The organism is Arcicella sp. LKC2W (assembly GCF_034931005.1).
Classification (GTDB): domain Bacteria; phylum Bacteroidota; class Bacteroidia; order Cytophagales; family Spirosomataceae; genus Arcicella.
The window spans coordinates 1-18,060 of record NZ_JAYGIN010000031.1; the positions used below are offsets into that span (position 1 = coordinate 1).

At 33.0% G+C, this 18,060-nt stretch carries 14 protein-coding genes and 1 CRISPR repeat array (1 of these 15 only partly in view); of the genes, 13 read left to right on the forward strand and 1 reads right to left on the reverse strand.

Features of this window, described 5'->3' with window-relative positions:
- The first annotated feature begins 912 nt into the window (after positions 1-912).
- From VB796_RS21225 to VB796_RS21260, 8 genes are all read left to right on the forward strand, one after another.
- Entirely contained in the window at positions 913-1,587 is a 675-nt protein-coding gene (locus VB796_RS21225; RefSeq protein WP_323348596.1) for a CRISPR-associated endonuclease Cas6, read from the forward strand.
- Positions 1,588-1,604: 17 nt separating this feature from the next.
- Complete coding sequence (gene cas10, locus VB796_RS21230; RefSeq protein ID WP_323348597.1) at positions 1,605-4,205, forward strand: type III-A CRISPR-associated protein Cas10/Csm1; 2,601 nt, start codon at positions 1,605-1,607, stop codon at positions 4,203-4,205.
- Positions 4,205-4,591 carry a type III-A CRISPR-associated protein Csm2 gene (csm2, locus tag VB796_RS21235; RefSeq protein ID WP_323348598.1) on the forward strand — a complete coding sequence of 129 codons (387 nt, stop codon included), beginning with the start codon at positions 4,205-4,207 and terminating at the stop codon, positions 4,589-4,591. The genes cas10 and csm2 overlap by 1 nt, the downstream gene beginning before the upstream one ends.
- A 26-nt stretch (positions 4,592-4,617) precedes the next feature.
- Complete coding sequence (gene csm3 / locus VB796_RS21240) at positions 4,618-5,292, forward strand: type III-A CRISPR-associated RAMP protein Csm3 (protein ID WP_323348599.1); 675 nt, start codon at positions 4,618-4,620, stop codon at positions 5,290-5,292.
- A 1-nt stretch (position 5,293) separates the two neighbouring features.
- A complete protein-coding gene (gene csm4, locus VB796_RS21245; RefSeq protein ID WP_323348600.1) occupies positions 5,294-6,292 on the forward strand; it encodes a type III-A CRISPR-associated RAMP protein Csm4 in 999 nt (332 codons plus the stop codon).
- On the forward strand, positions 6,289-7,773 hold the full coding sequence (gene csm5 / locus VB796_RS21250; RefSeq protein ID WP_323348601.1) for a type III-A CRISPR-associated RAMP protein Csm5: 1,485 nt from the start codon (positions 6,289-6,291) through the stop codon (positions 7,771-7,773). The genes csm4 and csm5 overlap by 4 nt, the downstream gene beginning before the upstream one ends.
- A 61-nt stretch (positions 7,774-7,834) precedes the next feature.
- Positions 7,835-8,956, forward strand: coding sequence for an ATP-binding protein (locus tag VB796_RS21255; protein ID WP_323348602.1), 1,122 nt, complete (start codon positions 7,835-7,837; stop codon positions 8,954-8,956).
- Complete coding sequence (locus tag VB796_RS21260) at positions 8,953-10,425, forward strand: hypothetical protein (protein ID WP_323348603.1); 1,473 nt, start codon at positions 8,953-8,955, stop codon at positions 10,423-10,425. The genes VB796_RS21255 and VB796_RS21260 overlap by 4 nt, the downstream gene beginning before the upstream one ends.
- A 59-nt stretch (positions 10,426-10,484) precedes the next feature.
- On the opposite strand, the gene VB796_RS21265 is transcribed toward VB796_RS21260, so the two are convergent.
- Complete coding sequence (locus tag VB796_RS21265; protein WP_323348604.1) at positions 10,485-11,456, reverse strand: WYL domain-containing protein; 972 nt, start codon at positions 11,454-11,456, stop codon at positions 10,485-10,487.
- A 110-nt stretch (positions 11,457-11,566) separates the two neighbouring features.
- Here VB796_RS21265 and VB796_RS21270 point away from each other — a divergent pair, with 110 nt between their 5' ends.
- The 5 genes from VB796_RS21270 to VB796_RS21290 all read left to right on the forward strand — a co-directional run bounded on the left by VB796_RS21270 (position 11,567) and on the right by VB796_RS21290 (position 17,054).
- A complete protein-coding gene (locus VB796_RS21270; RefSeq protein ID WP_323348651.1) occupies positions 11,567-12,910 on the forward strand; it encodes an ATP-dependent DNA helicase in 1,344 nt (447 codons plus the stop codon).
- A gap of 33 nt (positions 12,911-12,943) precedes the next feature.
- Positions 12,944-13,897, forward strand: a complete 954-nt coding sequence (gene cas1, locus VB796_RS21275; protein WP_323348652.1) for a CRISPR-associated endonuclease Cas1 — start codon at positions 12,944-12,946, stop codon at positions 13,895-13,897.
- 32 nt (positions 13,898-13,929) lie between these two features.
- Positions 13,930-15,024, forward strand: coding sequence for a CRISPR-associated primase-polymerase type B (locus VB796_RS21280; RefSeq protein WP_323348605.1), 1,095 nt, complete (start codon positions 13,930-13,932; stop codon positions 15,022-15,024).
- Positions 15,025-15,030: 6 nt separating this feature from the next.
- On the forward strand, positions 15,031-15,528 hold the full coding sequence (cas2, locus tag VB796_RS21285; protein WP_323348606.1) for a CRISPR-associated endonuclease Cas2: 498 nt from the start codon (positions 15,031-15,033) through the stop codon (positions 15,526-15,528).
- A 149-nt stretch (positions 15,529-15,677) separates the two neighbouring features.
- Positions 15,678-17,054 (forward strand): DUF7017 domain-containing protein, encoded by a 1,377-nt coding sequence (locus VB796_RS21290; RefSeq protein ID WP_323348607.1) that lies wholly within the window; start codon positions 15,678-15,680, stop codon positions 17,052-17,054.
- Positions 17,055-17,217: 163 nt separating this feature from the next.
- A CRISPR array of direct repeats spans positions 17,218-18,060; the repeat unit is 37 nt; unit sequence ACAGCAACCCAACTTCCAGTAGAATAAGGATTAAGAC (it continues 1,723 nt past the right edge of the window).

The following is an 18,060-nucleotide window of genomic DNA, read 5'->3' on the forward strand; positions in this document are numbered from 1 at the left end:
TGATGTTCATCAAAATTATATCATTGCGTTCCACAAAAATGAGAGGTTTTATAAAATCTAAGCCAAACAAAATCTAAAACTTAAAATCGCACATAAATCGTGTTTCATGATTTTATATTGTTGTTACTTTAATCAAATTACATTTTAATTGATTTGTGTTGAGTATTATAGAATATTGGTCTTTAATGTGAAAAGGAATAGCAATGTTTTCAAAGAAGCACAAAATGCAACTATGCTCAGCAGATATGACTGAGACAAAATCTTTCATGAAAAGTTATAGTCCCTCTTCAATATAATCCCCTTATCTTTGGTTACCACAATACAGACCACACCATTTTCAATATTCCACCAATCTTCAAGGTATGCTGCAAATACCAATGCCACTTCTCTGAGCGGTAACATCAAATCCTCTTGAATAGGAAATACCTGATACTTTTTATTTTTGGGTAAAAAGGAACTTGAATTAATGGAAATATTTCAATAAACTCTAAATCGCCATAACTTTCTACATATCCTGCGGTTGCTTTAAGAGGTACAAATTATATAGAGAACCTTATCAGGAGTAATAAATATCTATTCAAATATTTTCTACTTATCATCAAGAGTTAGCTACACTATTTATACAAGCAGCTTTGGAATGAAATCACGTTGTTTATAAAACATTTTGAACATTAGGTAATTCTACGCTAAAATATTTAAAAGTTATTTCGTTTATTTGTAACTGATAACTCACTCTAACAATTAACTACATTTTAACTATGAATTCAATCTACCTCAAACACCTCATTAGTATATTCCCCTCATTCCCTCAATTCATTTCGTAAAATATAATGGCAGTTATGACTTATCATGATAGTGTAATTACTTTACACTATTTAGTCCTTACTTTGCATCTGAATATAACCTAAATCAATGATTAAAATTCGATTCCTAAAAATTCAGTTCGATACCGAAATTGAAGCCTATGAAATCCCTGCTTTCCGTGGAGCTGTGATTGCCAAAGCTGGTAACGAGCATATCATTTTCCATAATCACCTCAACGACCGTGAGTTTCTATATGGCTATCCTGTAATTCAATATAAACGTATTGGAAAGAACCCTGCTATCATTTGTATAGACTATGGGGTAGAAGAAATACACCATCTTTTTAATAACACTAATATGGAGATTGTCATTGGGCAACGACCTGTTTCTTTGGTTGTTAAAAACCTACAGATGCAACAGTATAATTTACAAGTATGGGAAAAACATTTTGAATATCGCCTATATAACTGGTTAGCACTTAATCAAGAAAATTACGAAAAATATCAGGCTTTAAAAGACGAACTATCACAAACCATATTCTTAGAAAACATATTGAAAGCTAATATTATTTCTTTCGCCAAAGGTGTAAAATGGGATGTTGATAAAGAAATATCATTACGTATAGACGAATTAATTAAAGCCAAAATAGTACCCTATAAGCAACAAAAGTTGTTGGCATTTGACATCCGTTTTAGAAGTAACGTGTTTTTGCCCGACTTTGTGGGTTTAGGGAAAGGCGTTAGCCTTGGATTTGGTACGGTTTCACAGATAAAAAATAGATAGAAAAAGAAGATATAATTATGGCTAATCAAACAAGAGATATAATACACTTAGCTGCATTACTGCACGATATTGGTAAGTTTTGGCAACGAGCGGATGTGTCATACTATAATTCACCCCAATTAGCTAAATATCCATTTGTTATGAAGAATGCGGATAGCATTTGCCCAACTTCTCAAGAAGGGTATTTTAAGTATCAGCACGTTATTTGGACTCAGCTTTTTTTTGAAGATAATTTAGCGATGTTTGAAAAATTGGGAATATATGACAAGAGTAGCCAAGATAACCTGGTTAATATTTCTATTCAACATCATAAACCAGCGTCAAAACTACAAGCTTTTGTTCAGTTGGCAGACTGGTGGGCAAGTGGAATTGACAGAAGTACTTCTGAATATCAGGAAGGTGACAAAGTAAAAAGAGGAAAACTTAAATTCAAAGAAGAGCCATTAATCAGCATTTTTGGGAATTTAAAGGTAAATAACTCGGAAAGTAAGTTCGCAAAAACTGCTTTCAACTTAACTAAATTGTCCTTAAATAATATTTTTCCAACTACAGAAAAATACCAAGCTGGAGTTTCTCAAAATGAATATGCTGAACTGTGGACAGCGTTTTCGGCAGAGTTTAAAAACTTACCAACCGATTCGCTACAAGTTTTTAATACCTCCTTACACTATTTACTAAAAAAATATTGCTGGTGTATTCCTGCTTCTACCATTGATTTAGCAGACAATAGCCTGTTTGACCATTTAAAGATAACTGGTGCAATTGCTCAATCTTTGTATGATTATCATTGTGAAAACTTGAGTGCCTTTAACTATAACCAAAAGTTGACTTTGCAACAAGGGCATTTACCTCTACTATTACTTTGTGTAGATGTATCTGGTATTCAAAAGTTCATCTATGATATTTCCTCAAAATTTGCATCAAAAAGTTTAAAAGGAAGGTCGTTTTCTCTTCAATTAATGCTGGACGAAATTGCAAATGAAATTATCCAGAAGACGAAAACGACTCTTAGCCATATTATTTATAGCAGTGGTGGCAAGTTTTTTATGTTACTCCCTAATACCCAAGCGGTAAAAGATGCGTTGAACAAGCTTGAAGAAGAGATAAAAAACGCTATCTGGAGTAAGTATAAGGGTAATATATATGTCTGTATGGGCTTTGAAGCTTTCGCTTTTGATTTAAACAAAAAAACGGTCATTATCGAAAAAGAACATAAAACACTCGGTGATTTATGGAAAAAAGTAAGCGAAAAAACAGCTGAGAAGAAGTACCAAAAATTCAAGAACTTACTTTTAGCTGATTATGAAAACTTCTTTAGCGATGAAGGTATTGGACACGGCGGACAAAAAGCAATTTGTTCGGTTACAGGTGAAGAATCAGATGAAATAAGTAAAATTGATGATGACGTTAAAATTTCATCACAAGTCAAAGAGCAGAAAGAAATAGGTCAAGCTTTAGCTAAGAACGACTATCTCATATTTTCAAAAAGTAACCAGCCAAATTTGAAGGTTAGAAATTACGAGTCTTTAATTGGTAGGAACTATTGGTTATTGACAAACAAAGATTTACTACAAACTGAAAATTCAGAAGTTTGTTTAACGGTAAAAAATGAAATAAACTTCATCAAGCCTCAAAGTACCAGTGCAAAAAATACCGCATATTCTTTCCGTTTTTATGGTGGTAGTGAGTCGGCACTGGATAAAAAAGGAGAATCCAAAAACTTTGAGCAACTGGCTGGTATTGAAAGAGAAGATAATGACAAAGAGGGTTCTCTCATAGTGAAAAGTGAATGTGCTGGTTTATTTAACAGACTTGCTATTTTACGAATGGACGTTGACGGATTAGGACAATTATTTATTAAAGGCTTTAACAAAGAAACGGCATCATTTTCTGCTTATGCGACATTGTCGGGACAGTTAGATTGGTTTTTTAGTGGCTACCTAAATACGATTCGCTCTAAAGAAGCCTACAAAGATTGGGTAAATATTATTTATTCGGGTGGAGATGATGTATTTGCGGTGGGTCGTTGGGATAACATCATTGCTTTTGCAGAGGAAGTACAACAAGAGTTCAAGAAATTTACAGGTAGAGATGACATTACTATTTCGGCGGGTATAAGCATTGTTACTCCAAAGTTTCCAATCGCTAAGGCGGCAGATTTAGCAGGAGAAGCCGAGCATTTAGCGAAAGACTTTAAAAGGAGTGATAAAAAGGAAAAAGATGCTTTGTGTCTATTCGGTATTGCCGTAGGTTGGGAAGAGTTTACGTTAATCAAGGAAATTAAAGATTTCTGGATTGAACATCTCAATGCAGAAAATCCTGTTCTTTCTCATGGCATTCTCCAAAAGGTGTTTGATTGGTACGAAATATCTAAGCAGAAAGACAAACAAGGTAATCTTAATTTATCATGGAAGTGGAATGCCGCATATTCTTTAAAAAGGTACGAATCAAAGAATAATAAGCAGAAAAATGACGCTTTGAAAGTGATAGAAATAGCGTTGTTGTGTAACCAATTTAGAGAAAACTCAATTAGATTTGATGTATTTGCAGTAGCCTCTCGTTGGGCTGAGTTGATTTTAAGAGATAAAAGAAATTACAACCTTAAACATAAGAAATAATGCCAGAAAAAATTCCAGTTTCTATCCTTTCAGAAGGGATAAAAGATTTAAAATTGATAAAAGAATGGGGTGAGTATTTAGCCAAAGAAGAAGGCTTTGCCAAAGATAAGGTTGGGAAACTTTCTACCTCCCAAATTAGAAAATTCTTTGGGTCAATAAAAAGAATTCAAGCAAGTTTTGAAAAAGCAAAAGGAGAAATTCTTTTACTTGAGCCAAAGTTAGCTTATGCAATGGGTAGAGATAAAGGTAAATCAAAAATAAAAGATTTGTTCTCATTATTAAGTCCAATGATACAAGAAATTAAAGAAGATAAAGCTAAATTTCAGAATTTCGTTAATGTACTGGAAGCAATTGTTGCTTATCACAAAGCAGCAGGTGGCGAATAATTTTTAAACTATTAAAAATCAAGAAAATGAAACTCAAGAAAAAAATAATAATACAAGGGAAACTTACACTGCTTTCAGGTTTACACATTGGCGACAGTAAGGAAAATGTAGAAATCGGTGGCGTTGATAGCCCTATAATTCGCAGAAAAAATAATAATCAGCCTTACATTCCTGGAAGTTCTCTGAAAGGAAAAATTCGTAGTCTTTTAGAGGTAGCTATGGGTGCAAATGCGGATACTTCGTTCAAAAAATATTCCGCAACAAGTATAATAATAGCACAACTTTTTGGCTGGTTTGGAAATGAAAACCATACTGGAAATCCTTCTCGCATTTTAGTGAGAGATGCTATTTTAACAGCAGAGTCAGCAGATTTATTAGAACGTTCAGAATTCACAGATATGCCTTACAGTGAGGTAAAATTTGAGAACGTGATAGACAGATTAACAGGAACAGCTAAAAATGGAGGAATAAGACAAATTGAACGTGTTCCTGCTGGAGCAGAATTCGACATTGAGTTTGTAATTAATGTAATGGAAGATTCGGACGAAACAGCGTTTATATCATTATTGAAAAGTGGAATCGCTTTATTGGAACATGATTATTTAGGTGGTAGTGGTACAAGAGGTTATGGACAAGTGTCTATAAAACTATTTGAACCTATTCATAAAACAGCAGAAGAGTATTTAAACCAAACAACCTGAAATGAAGCAATCTTTTGAAGTCATTTATTTTGAGTTTACAGCTCCTTTGCATATCAGTAATGCAAGAGCTGATGACTATGGTGTAAGTGAAAAAACAATACATTCAGATACTATTCATGCCGCTATTATGCAATCATGGGCAATACTTGGCAAAACTGAATGGATAAAAGCCATTCCTGATTTTACAATAAGTAGTTTGTTCCCGTTCACACCAAAATTAAAGACGAATGAGATGGTCCATTTTTTTGCAAAACCATTTTTGAAGCCAAATGCTGGTAAAAGTGAGGTGCGAACAGAAGATGCAAAGAAATTCAAAAAGATAAAATATGTGGATATCCCTCATTTTGAAAGCTATATTTCTAATAAGGAGGTGGCAAGTACGACTGATTCGATTCAAGATAGCTATCAAACTTTCGATGCAATAGACAAAGATTTTATGACCAGTGATGTACAACCAAGAATAAAACGCCCACGAGATGAACAACAAGATTCTAAGCCTTTTTATACTGAGCGAATATTTTTCAAAAAAGGGTCAGGAATGTTTTGTTTAGTTCAATATGAAAATGAATCTATTAGAAAACAAGTGAAGGCTGCTTTGAATCTGTTGGCAGAAAATGGAATCGGGACGGATAGAGCAGTTGGTAATGGACAATTTAAAGTTTCTTTTGGTAAAATAGATATAGAAATTGCAGAAAATACCAATTATGCCATGAATATGTCACTTTTTTGCCCTGAATCCAAATCTAATTTAGCCGAAATATTAGAAGATAAAAATGTAAAATACGAAATCATAAAGCGTGGTGGATGGCTTTCTGAACCGCATAATAAATTAAGAAAACGCTCTATTTATATGTTTAAAGAAGGCTCTGTTTTTAGAATTAATGCTGCTAAGCCATTTTCTAAAGGAAAGACTGTTGATTTACTGCCTGCCCTTCCGAGCAAAATCGAAAATCCAATTTACAGAGTAGGCAAAGCCTTATTCTTACCAGTAAAATTATGAAAGACATAGACAAAAGCACTATTACTAATACTTTTGAAGTGGAAATACTGACTCCGACACATATCGGCGGAGCTGGAGAAAACCATTGGCAAAAAGGTATAGATTTTATTGCAAAAGACAGTAAAACTTGGATTTTGGATTTTAATAAATTGTGTAAAGTTATACCGGTAGATAAAATCACCTTAGCTTTTACGAGAGCAGATAGAAATATAACGATTGAAAGTTTAATAGGTAATTTGAATATTGAATCTGTTTCAAATAAAAACTTCAATTTTCCAAACCCATCTGGGAGTGAGTTAAAACGCCATATTTTTAATGGAATGAATGGAAAACCTTATATTCCAGGTAGTTCAATCAAAGGGGCAATTGCTTCTGTTTTAATGAATCATTTTTCTAAAAAAACGGATTTTGAGAAATTTAGAGACCCCAATACCAAACTTTTAGGGGGGGCGGATAATTCCATTATGCGATATTTTCAGTTTACTGATGTTTGTTTTGAAGGAACTGTATTAAAAAATACAAAAATTTTCAACCTTCATAATAATTCTGGAGATTGGATTGGTGGATGGAAACACAATAGAGAAACAAATCAAAACTTTAACAGTGAATTTACTACTACTTATGAAAGTTTAGCACCAAAAGATAAATCAACAATGATGCTTTCCTTTAAAATGAAAGCTATTGAGCAATTATATTTTTCTCAAAATAAAACCCCTGAAAAAAATATTCCACCTTCACACACAAAATCTTGGCTTATTAATAAGCCGATGGCAGAATTGTGTTCAATAATCAATAAGCATACACTCTCTTTTTTAGATAAAGAAATTAAGTTTTATCTAAAATATAAATTTGATGATAACTCTGAAAGTGCGTATGAAGAGCTTTTAAAGTTAAAAGAAGAAGCAAATAATTTAGATTCAAGTAAATCCTGTATATTACGATTAGCGGCAGGTTCTGGTTTCCACAGTATTACAGGAGATTGGCAGTATGAAGATTACGTAAATACTGGTGTGCATGGTAATGGAAAAAGAAAATATAAGTCCAGAAAGTTAGCTTTTCAAACAGATTCAAAAGGTAGTCGAGTCTTTCAACCGATGGGTTTTATCAAATTAACCTTGTTGGATGAAGAAACAAAACTAAAACGCCAACAAGCAGAAACTTTAAAGAAAGAACGAGACGCTCAGGATGCAGTAGAAAAAGTAAGAGCAGAGGCGGAACGTCTGGAGAATCAAAGAATTGCAAAAGAAGAAGCCAAAAAGCCTAAAATGTATGATGGTCTTCCAACAAAAAACTTAGAGGTAGATGCAGAGGTAATTGAGAGCGGAAAGCCTAATAAGGTAAAGATATTTGTGAAAGGCTATGAAGAAAAAAAGTTTGAAATGGTAGATTCTGCTTCACAACCAAAAGGTTTTATTTGTAGGGTAAGTTTAGTTATGGAGAAAGGTAGAATAGTAAGAGTTTCATTCAAAGTTCCTAAATAAATCTAAAATATTCAATATTTTTATATAAATTTATAGATTAGATTCTATAAATTTATATAAAATGATAGAGAGAAAATTGCAATCGCATTTAGAGGCACATTGGAACGATGGAAAAGTTTTGATTGTCTTAGGGCCACGTCAAGTAGGAAAAACGACACTTTTGGAAAAACTATGCAGCCAAGAAGGGCAATACTTATTTTTGAATGGTGACGATATTATAACACAACAAAGCCTCGAAAATATTGGAGAAGTACAGCTCAGACAAATCATTGGGAATTATACAACCGTTTTTATTGATGAAGCACAAAGGATTCATAATATTGGATTGACATTGAAAATTATTCACGACCGAATCAAAAACGTGAGAGTTGTGGTTAGTGGTTCGTCGGCTTTGGAATTAAGCAGTAATATTAATGAACCTTTAACGGGTCGTAAATGGGAATATAATTTGTACCCAATAAGTTGGGCTGAACTAACAAATCATTTTGGCTATTTAGGTTCAAAACAACAATTTGAACTTCGTCTTATTTATGGGATGTACCCTGATGTAATTAATAATTTGGGGCAAGAAGAAGGGGTATTAAAACAGTTGGCAAGTAGTTATCTATACAAAGATTTGCTTAATTATGGAGGAATTCGTAAACCCGAAATCCTATCAAAGTTGCTGATTGCGTTAGCGTTGCAGGTAGGTTCTGAGGTTTCTTATAATGAATTGGCTCAACTCCTCAGAATCGACCGTGCAACGGTTGAGCAATATATTGGTTTATTAGAACAAGCCTACGTAATTTTTAGATTAAATCCATTTAGTAGAAATATTCGGAATGAAATCAGTTCCAGTCGTAAGATATATTTTTATGACAATGGAATCAGAAATGCCCTAATCGGTAATTTTAACCCAATAGCAATAAGAGGAGATATTGGAGCATTATGGGAAAATTTTTTGATTAGTGAGCGTATAAAATTAAATCAATACAATAATAGTAATGCCAAAGGATATTTTTGGCGAACACATGCCCAACAAGAAATTGATTATATAGAAGAACAAGGGGGACAAATGTATGCTTACGAATTCAAGTGGAATCCGAAGGCAAAGGCTAAATTTCCGAGTTCATTTGTAGAAATTTATCAACCAATTGAAAAGAAAATTATCAGTACACAAAACTTTGAAGAATTTTTGATATGAAAAATTATTTAGTTATTACACTTGGCACGAGAGAAATTCAGCTACCTGTAAATAAGATAGAAGAAAATAGTTTTGAAGTGATTGAAGAAAAAGGAGAGAGATTTTCCAAGTTCTTTGTTCAACGTATCAATGATTCATCTATTAGGTTTGAAGTAAGGCAACCAAGTAAGGAGTTTCCTGATTATTACACTATTTCACCAAGAACAACAGGAAAGGTAATTGACGAGTATTATGCTTTATTTCAACCAATTATTGATTTTCCGATTATAAGACCAGCAATTGAATACCTAAAACAAAAAAATGTATCACTTGATGTAATAATGCTTGTTTATACTGACCAAGAAGAAGCATTTAAAAGCGGAAGGGTAAAGTTTCAAAACAAAGAAAATGATTCGGTTTACTATGCCGATATAATTTCTAAATTAATCAAAGAAGATAGTTTCTTTATAAATACTGAAATTGACCAATTTGCAATTACAGATAATGTTACAGATTTAGGTTATCAGTATGATGATTTTAAAAGAATAAATCACCTTTTACTATATTCAGAACAGGTAAAACAAGTTTTTTTATATCCACAAGGAGGTATTGACCAAATTAACCAAGCCCTTATCTTACGTTTGATTGAAACCTTTAAGGGAAAAGTAAAGCAACTTCAAAAAGCAGAAGGAGTTGATTTTAAAGAATTAGATTTCCCTTCCAAGTTTTTGAGTAGTTTAAACAAGCAAAAGATTCTAAAGCATTTGGCTGATTATGATTTTGGACTTATTGATTCGGAATTAACAGATAATCCGATTATCAAACACATTTCAACTTACACAAAAAATCGATTAGAATTAAAACATGATAGTTTAAAGAATTCTTTTGATAATCTTATTGGAAGGAGTGAAATAAGTAATCAACTAAAGAACATATTGCAAATCCCAACTTCTAAAAATGAAAAACTAAAAGATTTATACTTGTCTGCAAAAATTTCTTGTCACCAAAAAAAGTATGGTGATTTTTTATGGCGAATTTTTACACTAAATGAAAATTTATTTAGAATAAAAGTAGAAAAATTTCTTGATACCAGAACTGAAAAGTACAGAAATGTAGCATTAGGACAGAGCGATTTAAATCAAGCATGGATTGATAAGTTAAATAGAGTTAACCCTACAATTGTAGAGAAACTTAAAGAAAAAGGTATTTGGTTAAATAATCCAAGTAGAAAAGCATTTTACGTAATATTACAAGTGCTTGACCCTACTTCATCCGATTATCAAAAAATTGGTGATAAACTTGAATTATTATCTGAAAAAAGAAATAAGTTAGCTCATGGTTTAGAAGCAGTTGATAGATACCAAATTAATTTAATTTTAGGTATTGAATATAAAATAGAAGGTCTCTTATCTGACCTCGATAAAATCTTCGATGTTCAAGGTTTTGGAATTTATGACGTGATAAGAAAAGAAATTGAAGATTTACTCTAAAGACCGCCCTTATCTTTTCATGTATATTTAGGAATACAATTCCTAAATATACATGAAACTCACTCATATATTTTCATCATCCCCAATACATTTTCAACAATCTCCTCCCTTAAACTTACAGGCTCTAAAACTTCTGCATCTTTGCCAAATTCCAGTATTTTGGCTATTAATTCGTTATTTATTCTCAAACGATATTCAAATATTTTATAGTTTTCTGTACTTTCTACTTCCTTCTGGCTGTGATGTAAAGGTTTGGTACTTATGTAATTAGCTCTTTTTGACTCAACTTTAATTTTCACTGTTTCCAATTGGGCATACGTATCTGTTCTGTGATTGTATAAATAGGTAAAACCAATAATATCATTCAAAAAAGCTAAATCCTTCGCTTTGGCTTTTTTGAACATAAATTCCGATTTGGTGATACTTACAATTCTATCTAATGCCAGATTATAGATTTTCTCTTTCTTATGCTCGTATCCATAGATATGCCAACGGTTATGATACTCTTTAAGAAGATAGGGACTTATGGTGTATTCACGCAATTCCTTTCCAAAATCTTGATATTTTATTTTAAGACATTCTTTGTTTTTAACCGATTCATATAGTTCATTTATTCTTTTTAATCCACTATAATCATTATTTGATTCAAATTGTACAATGTGTTCTTTGGTAGTATTTGGAATACGTTCTTTTAATTTAAGCCAAATGTCTTCTAAACCATTAAAGGCAGGAAATTCGGCAAATTGCTGTAAGAGGGTTTGTAATTCTTCTGCAAATTTTGAATCATCTACATTAAATCTTTTTAAAAAAGAGTATGGTTTAGTGTAAGAATATTTTCCCTTTTCAGGCTTAATTGGAGCTCTATAAGAATCCTCTAAATCATGAAGGTCATTGAAAATTGTTTTTTTTGTAACTTTTATCCCGTTGTGTAAATAGCTTTTCTCTATATCTGTCCAGCCAACTGGAGTACCTTTTGCCAATAGATTGTGTAATATTTCTAATCTATTAAATTGATTCTTTGTTTTTGCCATTTTATTGAAATTGTGTAATTATATTACACTAATATACACCAATTTTGTATCCGAAACAAGAAAACAAATCTTTAACATAACCCCCTACCATCTTCAATACAACACAAAACATTACTTCATTTCTTCCTTTTGTTCCAACTACTGAACAAGTTGTTATTCTTGAAAAAATCAAGATGTTCTTGACCGATGAGCAGGACTTTCTAATTGTGAAAGGTGCGGCTGGCACAGGAAAAACGTCTATTATGAAGGCGGTTGCTGATTTTTTAAATCAAGAAAGTATTGGTTTTGAATTATTAGCACCGACTGGTCGTGCTGCCAAAAATATTGCTTCAAAAGCTGGTTTTCAGGCTGAAACCATTCATGCTCATGTGTATATTCCTGAAACTAATGAAGATGAAGCCAAAGTCCGTTTCTTACGGAAGACTAATAAATTTTCGGAACTGAGAGTTTATATCATTGATGAGAGTTCAATGATTAGCAACTTAGTGAGTAATTCTCAGGAGTTTGAATCAGACACACCTATGCTCTCAGATTTGATTGCTTTTATCAAACAGGGGAATAAATCCAATAAAATTATTTTTGTTGGAGATGACTGTCAGTTGCCTCCTGTGGGTTATAAAGCTCATCAACAATCGCCAGCCCTGGACTTGTCTTATCTACAAAAGACTTTTCAATTACAGGGTAACATGATTCGATTGTCGAGAGTTATGCGTCAGTCTGAGGGTTCTTATATATTAGATGCTGCTTATGAACTTCGTTCTTTCATTGAAAAAGAACAGGCTTATACTGCCAATATTGGCAGAGCCATGTACAATCCAAATCACGTCACGGATTTATACTTGCAAAGGTATGATATAAATAATCCTGAGAATGTTTCCATTATAGCCTACTCGAATGATTACATTGACAGGTGTAATAAAATGGTACGTGAAAAATTAGGATTAAGAGGTTTATTAGCAAAAAATGATTTAGTTGTGCTTAATCGAAACTATTTTGGAAAAGACTTTACGTATATTCCAAGCGGTGAGGTTGCTAAAGTGGTTGCTACGGGTTCAGTACGCACCGTTGCCGAATTGAGATTTATGGAGGTAGAATTGGCTCTTTTTAATAAAGGAGATGAGGCATTTACGGTATCAACAAAAATTATGTTGGACGCTTTAGAGAATCCTAAATTGGTTACGCACGACAAGAAAAAGGCTCTTTTTGCATCAGCCAATAAGAATAACCCTGCTTATCGAAGTTCTAAAAATATTTGTGATGATGAATTTTTATCGGCAATGCAAGTAAATTATGCTCACGCCTTTAATTGCCACAAAGCACAAGGGAGCGAATGGAATACCATTTTACTCAATTCTTGGATGCCTGACACTGACCAGCGTTTTCTTTACACTGGCATTACACGTGCTAAGAATGAATTATTCACTAACAATGCTCATACATTTAAAAGAGCTTAACCCCAAAAAATCTTCAAGACAACTCAACTGATTATCAACCAAAGAGGTAGTAGCCTTAGTGTTAAAAATGGGCGTTATTGTATTCGTTCTGGTGAAAATGTGGCATTTGTGTCGGTACATGAGGTAAAAGTTATTCACCTTCATTCGGCTACTAAACTTTCATTTGAGGTAGTACAGACTGCTTTAGACCATCATACAGATGTGCTATTTGTTAACCGAAAGGGGCATCCGATTGGACGATTATGGGGAAATACTTTCGGTTCAATTTCAACAATTCGTAAAAATCAGTTGAAGTTTTCTCAAAGCTCGGCTGGTGTGGAATGGGTACGAACAGTTTTAAAGCAAAAAGCTGAAAATCAAAGCAATGTACTTGAATTATTATCTTTACTATCAGAAATTCCTATTGATATTTTGTTACAAAAAATAAACAGATATGCTGAAAAGTTTGTCAATTTTAAGCATGAAGATTTTTCTGAAACATTTGCCTCTTTTAGAGGATTTGAAGGAAGTTGCTCGAAGTATTATTTTGAGGGGATAAAACTAATTTTACCTCAAAAATATCGTTTTGAAAGGCGTTCGCAACACCCTGCATTGGATATGTTTAATTGTTTATTGAACTATGGCTACGGAATGCTATATGCTCATTGCGAATCGGCTTTGATTAGAGCTGGAATTGACCCAGCCATTGGCGTTATGCACCGTGATGAATATAATCGTCCTGTTTTGGTGTATGATTTTATCGAAAAATTTAGACATTGGATTGATTATGTGGTGTGTCATTTGTGTTTACAAGAAGTAATTTTTGAGGAGTTTTTTGATGTTGAAAATCAACAATTTTGGTTGAATACTTATGGCAAAAGAATATTGATTCAAAGTATCAATGAGTATTTAGAAGAACTAATAAATTTGGAAGGATTGAGCAGAAGCCGCTTAAATCATCTCGAATTGGAAGCTCAACGTTTAGCCTCTATGTTGAAAAAAATATAAGTGAAAATAGATTACACTTTATTGCTTTAAGTTTGTCATATCAAATCACATTTAAACCGATATATACCTTCAATACTACTCCACAACTTTCTTTAGGCTTTGCCATTACATCTGCTTCTGAGACTCTTCAGAGAGTAACTATTGAAGACGTTGTTGCTTTAATTTCAGGGCAAAAACCATCTTCATTAGCTCAGGAAGTGGCTCGTTTGCAGAAACTACGTAATATTGATAAGACTGCATACAGAGCTTTAAAAACTCGCCTTCCTTATATTGTAGGGGGGATTTTTCAACAAGACTGCCGTAGAATTGACAATATTAATGCTGTCAACTTTATTATTTTGGACATTGACCATTTGACAGATTTTGATGGTTCAATTCCAGAGGCTATCAAGGCTGATGATAGTGTGTTGATGGCTTTTATTTCACCAAGTGGCGAAGGTATTAAAGTAATTTTTAGATTATCAGAACCTCTTGTGTCTGCTCAGGGGTTTCAGATTGCGTATCGTGACTTTGCAGAGAAGTTTGGGGTAAAAGTGGGTCTTACTGGTTTCATAGACCTAAAAACTTCTGATGTTAGTAGAGCGTGTTTTCTCTCTTATGATACCAATGTGTATTATAATCCTTCGGCAGTTGGAATCACTTTAAATATTATGAGTGAAATTTTTGAAGCTACTGGAGCAAGTCATTATACTGAGGAAAATCAAATAGCTGTGTTGGAAGATAAAAATGTAAACATAGCCAAAGGAGTAATTAATGAAACTGCTTATAAAGCTATTTTAAGGGAAATTAACCCAAATACGCCTGTTCGTATTGAAAAGGATATTTTTGTTCCGAAAGAAATAACGGAGTTGTTTACTGAGGTTGAAAAACTTTGTACCCAAGTTGGCTTAGAACTTCTTGAACAAAAGCCTATTCAATACGGTGTAAAAATCATAGCTAAACAAGGTTACAGAAAAGCAGAGGTGAATGTTTTTTATGGTAAAAAAGGCTATTCTGTGGTAGTTTCTCCCAAAACAGGAATAGATGATAAGCTAAATCAGTTACTACATCAAACAATTTTTGATTTTCTTTTTCCTAAACCTATCCCCGAGGAAGTCTCGTTGGTAGGATTTATTTCACCTAACTAAAAATGTATGCCAAGAAAGAAAAAAACGCTCCCTAAACCAATCACGAAATTGAATGAAGATTGGAAAATGGCAGGATTACCTTTTTTACCTGAAAAACAAATTAATGAGCTTGTTGCCCTTGATAAAATTCCAGAGACAATTCCAGAAGGGTTAAAGGGTTTCTTTGATTTTTTTAAAAATGCTCAAAAACTAAAACGCTCAGAAGATATGTATTGCTTTATTATGTATGACATTGAAAATACTAAAATACGGAATATGATGGCGAAATATCTGATACAGAAAGGTTGTATTAGGGTACAAAAGTCAATTTATTTTGCCCGTTTCCATCGAAAACTACAAAAAGAAGTTACCATTACGCTTCGTAAAATGCAGGCTTGTTACGAAAATCAAGATAGCATTTTGGTATTACCTGTGGGCGAAGATATGCTCAATAGCTTGACTTGCATCGGGAAATCTTTTGAATTTAAAATTATTGCTGCCCCCAAACATACTTTGTTCTTTTAAAATAAACTTTCACATAATCCCCTACTATCTTCAATACTACTCAAAATGTAATCGTCAATGCTCAGGAGGTAACTCGTTTAAGAAAGGCAGGACAACTCAATGAATCTTTAGCTTTGGTAAATGTTTTATTGACTCAAGAACCTAACAATTTGTACAATCGTCGGGCGGCGGGATGGGTATATATCGAATTAATCAAATCTCGATGCAATACGGTAAGCGAATTGAATGATTACTTAGCAATGATTGCCCATTTAACCCTTGACAATCAAGAGTTAATATTTGGGGAGCAGCTTTGTTGGCAGGTGGCGAAACTCTTTTTTCGCTTGGATAATTCAACAACTGGGGAGTGTTGGACGATGTTTTATGACCTTTGGTCAAAAATTCCTCATAACGTATCATTGGGAAATAGTACACTTTTGAAGGCTATCTTAAAACATCAGACTGAAATACCCCATCAGTTATTTTGTCGAGACTTTGACAAATTTAACCAGTTTCAAACACAAGACTATCTTCCCGAAATAATGGCTAACGGTAAGGCTATGCCCGCACTGGTGGAACGGTATTATATTGCGGTTGCTAAAATTTGGTGTACGCTCATTGAAAATGATAAATTTTCTGATTTAACCTATAATTTGAATTCGTTTTTAGAAAAACTTGATAAGGTATCGAAAGAGCAATCTAAAATGGTTTATCTTATTTATTATCGGGCTGTACTAAGACTCAACTTAGGAAAGTTTGAAGAAGCAAAGGAGATTATCATTCCATTTGCTCAAAAAAAGCAGACCGATTTTTGGGTTTGGGATTTATTGGCACAACTACATCCAACAAATATGGATATGCAATTTGCGTGTTTGGCAAAAGCTCTACTTTGTAAAGCATCACCTGATTTTTTGGTAAAAGTGCGTCAGAGAATGATTGGATTATTGATACTTCGACAAGAATGGAATGCCGCAAGGGTAGAAATTGATAATATTATAGAGATTCGAGTTGGCAATAAATGGCAAATTCCTGTACAATTGAGAGAATGGTTATCACTCCCTGAGATTTCTAACGCTAATCAATATACGAATGTGCATGATTTATATAAAACTCATAGTATTGAAGCAGAAAGTCTTTTACAAAATACAGCTAAGTTTAAGGGCATTATTTGGAAAATAAACCCTGAGAAGAAAACGGCTCAATTTTTTGTTAGCGAAAATGTCTCTGGTGGTTTTAACTATGAAAGATTGAAGGTAAAAGTAAATGTTGGAACATTTATGGAATTTTCATTAGTCGAAGTTAACAATACAGACAGTTCTTTTTGGCAAGTGATAACAGCTTCTAAAAGTGATGATACAATTCCTATACATTTAGAAAAGGGGTTTTCGGGTATCTTAAAAAAAGTTGGAAATGCAGGTTTTGTAGAAAATGTATTTATTGAGCAATCATTGGTGATGAATAAAGAGGGATTGGTAACTGGCAAGGCAATTAGAGCGTTCGATTCTTCTAAAAAGATTTGGGGATGGAAAGCAATTGCTATCGACTAATGTCTTGAAACGGTTTCATTATTCTTAACTTTATTTGAGTATATTTGTGAATACGATTTGATGAATGTACCTTTTTTGATATTGACATTCCATGATAAAATATAAATTTACAGCAAAATTATTAATTAATTACCTATATTACAGCACATTACGAAAAAGTGCTACAGCAACCCAACTTCCAGTAGAATAAGGATTAAGACTAAATGTTTTATAAATTTATGAAATTATTTTTAATTTTCACAGCAACCCAACTTCCAGTAGAATAAGGATTAAGACTCGTTATCATTACAATAATTTTTTAATTTTAGTACATCATACAGCAACCCAACTTCCAGTAGAATAAGGATTAAGACTTTTCTCCTGTAATAATCCATTGTGAATAATTTCCAACAGCAACCCAACTTCCAGTAGAATAAGGATTAAGACTTTAAATTATTTTCTTATTTTATGAAGTATTTGTTTTACAACAGCAACCCAACTTCCAGTAGAATAAGGATTAAGACATCTTGTTTTCAATTTTATTACATTATGTTTAGAATTAACAGCAACCCAACTTCCAGTAGAATAAGGATTAAGACAGATAATCTAAAGTATTCAAAATACTTTCTATTTCTCTACAGCAACCCAACTTCCAGTAGAATAAGGATTAAGACCAATATGATATTTTTTATTTACTACTTTCATATTTCTAATTACAGCAACCCAACTTCCAGTAGAATAAGGATTAAGACTTGAACGTATAAGATTTTCTACCATGTGAAAGACGAATACAGCAACCCAACTTCCAGTAGAATAAGGATTAAGACTTGAACGTATAAGATTTTCTACCATGTGAAAGACGAATTTACAGCAACCCAACTTCCAGTAGAATAAGGATTAAGACATTTCTCAATATTTTCTTTGCTTACATTTCCTATTGACAGCAACCCAACTTCCAGTAGAATAAGGATTAAGACAAATAACTTTATTTTCTTCAATTTCTTTCATCAAAACAGCAACCCAACTT

Bases quoted from the DNA above. Each gene is read 5' to 3' on its own strand.
- csm5 (WP_323348601.1), top strand. From the start codon at position 6,289: ATGAAAGACATAGACAAAAGCACTATTACTAATACTTTTGAAGTGGAA.
- VB796_RS21260 (WP_323348603.1), top strand. From the start codon at position 8,953: ATGAAAAATTATTTAGTTATTACACTTGGCACGAGAGAAATTCAGCTA.
- cas10 (WP_323348597.1), top strand. From the start codon at position 1,605: ATGGCTAATCAAACAAGAGATATAATACACTTAGCTGCATTACTGCAC.
- csm4 (WP_323348600.1), top strand. From the start codon at position 5,294: ATGAAGCAATCTTTTGAAGTCATTTATTTTGAGTTTACAGCTCCTTTG.
- cas2 (WP_323348606.1), top strand. From the start codon at position 15,031: ATGCCAAGAAAGAAAAAAACGCTCCCTAAACCAATCACGAAATTGAAT.
- VB796_RS21265 (WP_323348604.1), bottom strand. From the start codon at position 11,456: ATGGCAAAAACAAAGAATCAATTTAATAGATTAGAAATATTACACAAT.
- VB796_RS21225 (WP_323348596.1), top strand. From the start codon at position 913: ATGATTAAAATTCGATTCCTAAAAATTCAGTTCGATACCGAAATTGAA.
- VB796_RS21255 (WP_323348602.1), top strand. From the start codon at position 7,835: ATGATAGAGAGAAAATTGCAATCGCATTTAGAGGCACATTGGAACGAT.
- csm2 (WP_323348598.1), top strand. From the start codon at position 4,205: ATGCCAGAAAAAATTCCAGTTTCTATCCTTTCAGAAGGGATAAAAGAT.
- csm3 (WP_323348599.1), top strand. From the start codon at position 4,618: ATGAAACTCAAGAAAAAAATAATAATACAAGGGAAACTTACACTGCTT.